A 7120-nucleotide genomic window follows, 5' to 3' on the forward strand; every position below is an offset into this window, starting at 1 on the left:
CGACCATTGCTGCTCACGAAGCGCGCGACGCGAAGCGACGAGCGCTCGGACTGGAGGCCCGGCTCAGCTCTGCCAGTCGATGGCGGCCCGCGCCGTGACCAGTTCGCGGATCGCCGCTGCCGCGGCCTGGTGCTCCGGGTGCACCTGGTACGCATCGAGCCCGGCGAGGTCGTCGAAGCTGGCGACGACGGCGACGTCGTGGTTCTTGTCCGGGTAGGCGACGTTCTCGACGACCTCGAGCGAGCGGATCGACTCGACGGTGCCGACCAGACCGGTCAGGAGTTCGCGGATGCGGGCGATCGACGCGGTGCGGTCGAGGTCGGTCCGCAGGGACCAGGAGACGACGTGGGAGATCATGCGCGGGCCTCGGCCTTCTCGAGCGCACGTGCGAGCCGGTCGGCGTCGACGTGCCAGTTGCTGTGGACGCGCCCGTCGATCAGCACGACGGGGATGTCCTCCGCGTACTCCTGGCGGAGGGCGTCGTCGTCGAGGATCGAGCGTTCCTGCAGGGTGACCCCCGGGTGGTCGGCGACGACGCGTTCGACCACGGGCCGGGCGTCGTCGCAGAGGTGGCATCCGGGCTTCGTCAGGAACGTCACTGCGGGCATGGTCCCAGCGTAGTCCGGGAACGCGAAAGCCCCGGCGAGCCGGGGCTTCTCGTGCAGGTCCTCCGACCTGCGCAGACCTGTGAGGGTCTACTTCTTGTTGCGGCGCTGGTGACGCGTCTTGCGAAGGAGCTTGCGGTGCTTCTTCTTCGCCATGCGCTTACGACGCTTCTTGATGACAGAACCCATGTGGACCTCGCTCGGACTGATGCTGATGTACGGACACCGGGCCGAAGAGACCGCGGAAAATCAACCTGCCCGAGTCTACCGGCTGCCCGCTGTGATGTCGAACGCGCGCTCAGCCGACGTCCGCCACGCCACCGCGCAGCACGTCGGCGACGGCCGACTCGGGGACACGGAAGGAGCGGCCGAAGCGGATGGCGGGGAGCTCACCGGCGTGCACCATCCGGTACACGGTCATCTTCGAGACGCGCATCATCTCGGCGACCTCAGCGACGGTGAGGAAGCGCACGTCGTCGAAACTGCCGGTCATGGTCCGCCTTCGGGGCTCGCACGCGCGCTGCGCACGGGAGTGGTGTGACCTGTGTGGTCAGTGGCAACTGTAGAGGCGCCTGCGACCCGGTGTCCAGGATCAGTCCGCGGCCGGTGCGCACCGGAATCGCCGCGGACTCAGTCCTCGTCGCCCCGCCGGGTGAAGCGCTTGCGGCTGCGGTCGACGACGCGCTCCCAGCCCTGCTGCGCTCCGGAGATCGCCGCGGTGGCCCGGTACGACGCCTCGGCCATCACACGGCCGAGTTCGGTGCCCACCTCGACGGTCGCCTTGCCGGCCGTGCCGTTCCGGCGGATCGACACGGGCTGGCCGTCCGGCGTCCACGCGGTGGTGGCCGGGGTGCCGTCGGCGTCGACCGCGCCCGTGAACGGCAGGACCCAGTCCTCCAGGTGCACGAGCGGCTCCGGGTCGAGCCGGTAGTAGCGGTGCTGCCCTTCTTCGCGACTGGTGACGAGCCCGATGTCGCGCAGGACACGCAGGTGCTTCGACACCGTGGGCTGGCTGACCCCGAGGCGTTCGACGAGCTGGCCGACGCTGAGCTCCCCGCCGGTGACGTCCGAACCGTAGGCGGACAACAGCGTGCCGAGCAGCTCGCGCCGGGTCGGATCCGCCACGACGGAGAAGATGTCGGCCATGGGGCAAGGCTAGCCGGGGCACCACGGATGTACCATGACGAACCGTCCCGGCCCATGTCCTCGGAGGCATACGCATGCTCGACCGAACCGAGCCGATCCCGCACCACGTGAGTGTCGGCCGACGGCGAGCGAGCCGGATCGCGACGGTGCTGCGCTCGTCGCCGTCCCGACTGGCGATCGTCGTGTTCATCGCGCTGATCTTCCTGTTCACGGTGCTCTTCATGACGCCGTGGGCCACAGCGGACCGCAGCAGCACCCACTTCGCGGACGCCCTCTTCACCGCGGCGTCGGTGGTCTGCGTCACCGGGCTGTCCACGGTCGACATGGCGACGCACTGGTCGGTGTTCGGCAAGGTCCTGGTGGTCATCGGCACCCAGATCGGTGCCGTCGGGGTCCTGACCTTCGCGTCGATCCTCGGCCTGTTCGTCACCCGGAAGCTCGGCCTGCGCGCGAAGCTCATGGCGGCCGGCGACTCGAACCCGCTCCGCACCCACCACGGCGCCGTGCCCGAGGGGCAGGCCGTCCGGCTCGGCGAGGTCGGCACCCTGCTCGCGACGGTGGCGGTGAGCACCCTGTCGATCGAGATCGTCCTCGGCCTGCTGCTCCTGCCGTCGGTGCTCATCGCCGGCATCCCGTTCTGGACCGCGGTCGGCGACTCCTTCTACTACGCGGCGATGGCCTTCACGAACACCGGGTTCTCGCCGAACGCCGACGGCCTCGACCCGTTCGCCCACGACTACTGGTTCCTGACGCTGCTCATGATCGGTGTCGTGGCGGGGTCCATCGGGTTCCCGGTGATCCGCGCCCTGACGAAGCAGCTGCGCACCCCGCGGCGCTGGCCGATCCACGTCAAGCTCACCCTGGCGACGAGCGCGGTCCTGCTCCTCGGCGGCGCGGTCGTCTACACCGCACTCGAGGCGTCGAACCCGACGACCTTCGGCGAAGAAGGAGCCGGGCGCACCGCGTTCCAGGCGCTCTTCCTGTCGACGATGACCCGCTCCGGAGGCTTCTCGCTCGTCGACTTCGACCAGCTCAACGGCTCGAGCCTGCTCGTGACGGACATGCTCATGTTCATCGGTGGCGGATCCGCCTCGACGGCCGGCGGCATCAAGGTGACGACCCTCGCGGTGCTGTTCCTGGCCGCGGTCGCCGAGGCGCGCGGCCGCCAGAGCATGGAGGCCTTCGGTCGCCGGATCCCGAGCGACGTCCTGCGCGTCGCGGTGGCCATCGTGCTGTGGGGAGCGACGATCGTGGCGGTCGCGACCGTGGTGCTCCTGCAGATCACCGACGACTCGCTCGACCGTGTGCTGTTCGAGGTGATCTCGGCGTTCTCGACCAGCGGTCTGTCCTCCGGCGTGTCCGCGAACCTGCCGGAATCGGGCAAGTACGTGCTCGCCGCCACCATGTTCCTCGGCCGGGTCGGTACAGTGACCATCGCCGCTGCCCTGGCCGCCAGCCAGAGCCGGCAATTGTTCCGCCGTCCCGAGGAGAGGCCGATCGTTGGCTGACCGCACCCGTTCGTCGCACCAGCACGGTGCCATCAGTCACGACGCTCCCGTCCTCGTCATCGGGCTCGGTCGCTTCGGAGCCGCCACCGCCGGGCAGCTCGAACGCCAGGACCGCGAGGTGCTCGTCGTCGACACCGACGCCGGACTGGTGCAGAAGTGGTCCGACCGGGTCACCCACGCGGTGCAGGCGGACGCGACCGACATCGACGCACTCCGGCAGATCGGCGCGCAGGACTTCGCCATCGCCGTCGTCGGCACGGGCAGCGACCTGGAGTCGAGCGTGCTCATCACGGCGAACCTGGTCGACCTTGGCGTCCCCCAGATCTGGGCGAAGGCGATCAGCCGCTCGCACGGCACGATCCTGTCCCGCATCGGCGCCAACCACGTCGTCTACCCCGAGCGCGAGGCCGGCGAGCGCACGGCGCACCTGGTCTCCGGCCGGATGCTCGACTTCATCGAGTTCGACGACGACTTCGCCGTGGTCAAGATGTTCCCGCCGCGCGCGGTCCGCGGCAAGGACCTCGCCACCACCGTGATCCGCACCCGCTTCGGCCTGACCGTGCTCGGCATCAAGCCGCCCGGCAACCCGTTCGTGCCGGCGACGCCGGACAGCGTCATCGGTGAGGACGACGTCATCATCGTCTCGGGTTCCGAGACCGATCTGGAGCGCTTCGCCGCGTACGAGTAGCGACCACCGGACGGACGGGAGGCCCGTGGCGGCGTCGCCCCGGGCCTCCCGTCCGCACTGTGGCTACGTCCACGACGCGGTGTGCGTCTACGACGCGGCGATCTCCTCGGCACGCGCGATCGCGGCACGCGACGCGCGCAGCAGCGTGTCCGCCAGGTCGGCGTCCTGCAGCACCGCGACGGCACGCTCCGTCGTGCCCTTCGGGCTCGTCACCGCACGGCGCAGGTCTGCGGGCTCACGGCCCGACCGCTCGAGCAGCTCGACCGCGCCGCGGACGGTGCCCTGCACCATCGTCGCCGCCTGCTCGTGGGTGAACCCGAGTTCCTCGGCGGCACGCTGCCACTGCTCGACCAGCAGGAAGACGTAGGCGGGGCCGGACCCGGACACGGCGGACAGTGCGTCGAGCTGCGCCTCCGGCACCTCGATGACCTCGCCCGAGGCGGTGAACACCGACGACGCCAGTGCGACGGCCTCGGCGTCGGCCGAGGTGCCCGCGCTGATGCCGGTGACGCCGTGGCCGACGCCGATCGGGGTGTTCGGCAGGGCACGGACGACGCGGACGCCGGCGGGCACCCGAGCTTCCATGCTCGCGGTGGTGGTGCCGACGGCGACGCTGACCAGGACGGCACCGGGCTCCAGGTCGTCGGCGACCTCGTCGAGCAGGTCCGCGATCATGTACGGCTTCACGCCGACCACGACGAGGGCCGCGCCACGGACGGCCGCCCGGTTGGCGTCGGGGTCGGTGTCGCTCGCGGTGGCGTCGAGGCCGCGCTCCCGGTGGGCAGCGGCGGACGCCTCCGACTTCGTGGTGAGGGTCACGGTGGCCGGGTCGAGTCCCGCGGCGAGCAGGCCGTCGAGGACCGCGCCGGACATGGAGCCGACGCCGAGCAGGGCGGTGCGGGGCAGGTCGATCGTCATGCTCCCGACCCTACCGACGCGACCCGCCTAGGATCGTGTCGCAGACCACGAGAAGGGGACAGCTGTGAGCGCTTCCGGAGGCACGAAGGCGATCTTCGCCGCACTCGGTGCCAACATCGGCATCGCGATCGTGAAGTTCATCGCGGCGGCGATCAGCGGATCGGCGTCGATGCTGGCCGAGGGCGTGCACTCCCTGGCCGACTCCGCGAACCAGCTCCTGCTGCTGCTCGGTGGCCGCAAGGCCCGGCGAGCGGCGGACCAGGAACACCCCTTCGGCTACGGGCGTGAACGCTACGTGTACGCGTTCGTCGTCTCCATCATCCTGTTCTCGGTCGGCGGTGTCTTCTCGCTCTACGAGGGCATCGAGAAGCTCGCCCACCCGCACCCGCTCGAAAACTGGTGGCTCCCCCTCGTCGTGCTCGTCATCGCCATCGGTCTCGAGGGCTTCTCGCTCCGCACCGCCCTGCACGAGGCCCGACCGCAGAAGGGTTCGCAGAGCTGGGTGCAGTTCGTGCGCCGTGCGAAGGCCCCCGAGCTGCCCGTCGTGATGCTCGAGGACACCGCGGCCCTGCTCGGCCTGGTCTTCGCCCTGTTCGGCGTCGGCCTGACGGCGATCACCGGCAACGGGGTGTTCGACGCGATCGGCACGATGCTCATCGCGGCGCTGCTCATCGCGGTCGCGGTGGTGCTCGGCATCGAGACGAAGAGCCTGCTCGTCGGCGAGGGCGCGACCGCCGCCGACGTCGAGCGCATCAAGCAGGCGGTGCTCGACGGCCCCGAGGTCGACGCGATCATCCACCTGAAGACCCTGTACCTCGGACCGGACGAGCTGATGGTCGGCGTGAAGGTCGCCGTCGACGGGGACCGCCGGCTCGGTGACGTCGCCGCCGGCATCGACACCGTCGAGCAGCGTGTGCGGAGCGCCGTGCCGATCGCCCGGGTGATCTACGTCGAACCCGACGTCCTGCGCACCGGGCCGCAGCCGCCGACCGAGGCGATCGTCATCCTCGCCGCGGACTGAAGAAGTCGTCGAGCAGCTCGGCACACGCCTGCTCGAGCACGCCCCCGATGACCTCGGAGCGGTGCGGCAGCCGGCGGTCCCTGGCGATGTCGTAGACGCTGCCGCTGGCGCCGGCCTTCGGGTCCCACGCGCCGAACACGACTCGGGGCACGCGTGCGGCCATGACGGCGCCGGCGCACATCGGGCAGGGCTCGAGCGTCACCACGAGCGTGTGCTCCTCGAGGTGCCAGTCCCCCGTCACCGCCGCCGCAGCACGCAGCGCCAGGACCTCGGCGTGGGCCGTCGGGTCCTGCCGCGCCTCGCGCTCGTTCCGGCCGGTGGCGACCACGACGCCGTCGCGGTCGAGCACCACCGCGCCGACCGGCACGTCGTCGGTCTCCAGGCACCGTCGGGCCTCGTCGAGCGCACGCTCCATCGCCGGGACGAACGGGCGGGCTGCGGGCTCCTCCACGGGACCTCCTGACGGTCGGCGGCACGCTAGGCTCGACCTTATGCGAGTCCACGTCGCCGACCACCCGCTCATCACCCACAAGCTCTCGGTGCTCCGCGACCGTACGACGCCCTCCCCCACGTTCCGCGCCCTGACCGAGGAGCTCGTCACGCTCCTCGCGTACGAGGCCACGCGGGGCGTCCGGGTCACGGCGACGCCGATCGACACGCCGGTGGCGCACACCATGGGCGTCGCGATCGCCAAGCCGCGGCCGCTCGTCGTCCCGATCCTCCGCGCCGGGCTCGGCATGCTCGAGGGCATCGTCAAGCTCGTCCCGACGGCAGAGGTCGGCTTCCTCGGCATGGCCCGCAACGAGCAGACGCTCGAGCCGCAGACCTACGCCGAGCGCCTGCCCGACGACCTGTCCGGTCGGCAGTGCTTCGTGCTCGACCCGATGCTCGCGACCGGTGGCACCCTCGCCGCCGCGATCGACTTCCTGTTCGCCCGCGGTGCGCAGGAGGTCACGTGCGTGTGCATCCTCGGTGCCCCCGAGGGGCTCGCCATGGTCGAGCAGGCCGTCGGCGACCGCAACGTCTCGATCGTCCTCGGTGCGCTCGACGAGAAGCTCGACGAGAACGGGTACATCGTCCCGGGCCTCGGCGACGCCGGCGACCGCCTCTACGGCCTGGCCGAGTAGCGCAGACCCGACACGTCTCGGACAGGAGGCGCGGTGCCGGTTGGCACCGCGCCTCCTGTCGTCCGTGCGGTCGCGCCCACCGCACCCGCCCGTTCCGGGCGTACCTG

The 7120-nt window shown here is 70.9% G+C and carries 11 protein-coding genes; 4 read left to right on the plus strand and 7 right to left on the minus strand.

The features are described 5' to 3' along the window. Nucleotides 1–63 precede the first annotated feature (63 nt). The 5 genes from BIU89_RS14240 to BIU89_RS14255 all read right to left on the minus strand — a co-directional run bounded on the left by BIU89_RS14240 (nt 64) and on the right by BIU89_RS14255 (nt 1751). Nucleotides 64–357 carry a Dabb family protein gene (locus BIU89_RS14240; protein WP_071247431.1) on the minus strand — a complete coding sequence of 98 codons (294 nt, stop codon included), beginning with the start codon at nt 355–357 and terminating at the stop codon, nt 64–66. Further along, on the minus strand, nt 354–608 hold the full coding sequence (locus BIU89_RS14245; protein ID WP_071247435.1) for a glutaredoxin family protein: 255 nt from the start codon (nt 606–608) through the stop codon (nt 354–356). The genes BIU89_RS14240 and BIU89_RS14245 overlap by 4 nt, the downstream gene beginning before the upstream one ends. A gap of 87 nt (nt 609–695) precedes the next feature. Next, nucleotides 696–794, minus strand: coding sequence for a 30S ribosomal protein bS22 (locus BIU89_RS17825; protein ID WP_003792170.1), 99 nt, complete (start codon nt 792–794; stop codon nt 696–698). A gap of 109 nt (nt 795–903) precedes the next feature. Continuing rightward, nucleotides 904–1098, minus strand: a complete 195-nt coding sequence (locus BIU89_RS14250; RefSeq protein ID WP_017888579.1) for a helix-turn-helix domain-containing protein — start codon at nt 1096–1098, stop codon at nt 904–906. Between the two features lie 137 nt (nt 1099–1235). Then, nucleotides 1236–1751, minus strand: coding sequence for an ArsR/SmtB family transcription factor (locus BIU89_RS14255; RefSeq protein WP_051596885.1), 516 nt, complete (start codon nt 1749–1751; stop codon nt 1236–1238). A gap of 74 nt (nt 1752–1825) precedes the next feature. On the opposite strand from BIU89_RS14255, the gene BIU89_RS14260 reads away from it, so the two are divergent. Both BIU89_RS14260 and BIU89_RS14265 read left to right on the plus strand, forming a co-directional pair. Then, nucleotides 1826–3259 (plus strand): TrkH family potassium uptake protein, encoded by a 1434-nt coding sequence (locus BIU89_RS14260; RefSeq protein ID WP_071247438.1) that lies wholly within the window; start codon nt 1826–1828, stop codon nt 3257–3259. Beyond that, complete coding sequence (locus BIU89_RS14265; RefSeq protein ID WP_216852501.1) at nt 3252–3947, plus strand: potassium channel family protein; 696 nt, start codon at nt 3252–3254, stop codon at nt 3945–3947. Before BIU89_RS14260 ends, BIU89_RS14265 begins: the two co-directional genes overlap by 8 nt. Nucleotides 3948–4034: 87 nt before the next feature. Here the strand turns inward: BIU89_RS14265 and proC are convergent, their stop codons facing one another. Next, nucleotides 4035–4865, minus strand: a complete 831-nt coding sequence (proC, locus tag BIU89_RS14270; RefSeq protein ID WP_071247441.1) for a pyrroline-5-carboxylate reductase — start codon at nt 4863–4865, stop codon at nt 4035–4037. A 64-nt stretch (nt 4866–4929) separates the two neighbouring features. Here proC and BIU89_RS14275 point away from each other — a divergent pair, with 64 nt between their 5' ends. After that, nucleotides 4930–5886 (plus strand): cation diffusion facilitator family transporter, encoded by a 957-nt coding sequence (locus tag BIU89_RS14275; RefSeq protein WP_027466331.1) that lies wholly within the window; start codon nt 4930–4932, stop codon nt 5884–5886. Here the strand turns inward: BIU89_RS14275 and BIU89_RS14280 are convergent. Further along, nucleotides 5867–6301, minus strand: coding sequence for a nucleoside deaminase (locus BIU89_RS14280; RefSeq protein ID WP_071247896.1), 435 nt, complete (start codon nt 6299–6301; stop codon nt 5867–5869). The two genes, BIU89_RS14275 and BIU89_RS14280, sit on opposite strands and share 20 nt — an antisense overlap. A gap of 76 nt (nt 6302–6377) precedes the next feature. On the opposite strand from BIU89_RS14280, the gene upp reads away from it, so the two are divergent. Then, complete coding sequence (gene upp, locus BIU89_RS14285; RefSeq protein ID WP_071247444.1) at nt 6378–7013, plus strand: uracil phosphoribosyltransferase; 636 nt, start codon at nt 6378–6380, stop codon at nt 7011–7013. Nucleotides 7014–7120 lie beyond the last annotated feature (107 nt).

This window comes from Curtobacterium sp. MCBA15_005 (genome assembly GCF_001864855.1).
GTDB lineage: Bacteria > Actinomycetota > Actinomycetes > Actinomycetales > Microbacteriaceae > Curtobacterium > Curtobacterium flaccumfaciens.

Coding starts and splice junctions, on each gene's coding strand:
- BIU89_RS14245 (WP_071247435.1), bottom strand. CDS start 608: ATGCCCGCAGTGACGTTCCTGACGAAGCCCGGATGCCACCTCTGCGAC.
- BIU89_RS17825 (WP_003792170.1), bottom strand. CDS start 794: ATGGGTTCTGTCATCAAGAAGCGTCGTAAGCGCATGGCGAAGAAGAAG.
- BIU89_RS14280 (WP_071247896.1), bottom strand. CDS start 6,301: ATGGAGCGTGCGCTCGACGAGGCCCGACGGTGCCTGGAGACCGACGAC.
- BIU89_RS14260 (WP_071247438.1), top strand. CDS start 1,826: ATGCTCGACCGAACCGAGCCGATCCCGCACCACGTGAGTGTCGGCCGA.
- BIU89_RS14255 (WP_051596885.1), bottom strand. CDS start 1,751: ATGGCCGACATCTTCTCCGTCGTGGCGGATCCGACCCGGCGCGAGCTG.
- proC (WP_071247441.1), bottom strand. CDS start 4,865: ATGACGATCGACCTGCCCCGCACCGCCCTGCTCGGCGTCGGCTCCATG.
- upp (WP_071247444.1), top strand. CDS start 6,378: ATGCGAGTCCACGTCGCCGACCACCCGCTCATCACCCACAAGCTCTCG.
- BIU89_RS14240 (WP_071247431.1), bottom strand. CDS start 357: ATGATCTCCCACGTCGTCTCCTGGTCCCTGCGGACCGACCTCGACCGC.
- BIU89_RS14250 (WP_017888579.1), bottom strand. CDS start 1,098: ATGACCGGCAGTTTCGACGACGTGCGCTTCCTCACCGTCGCTGAGGTC.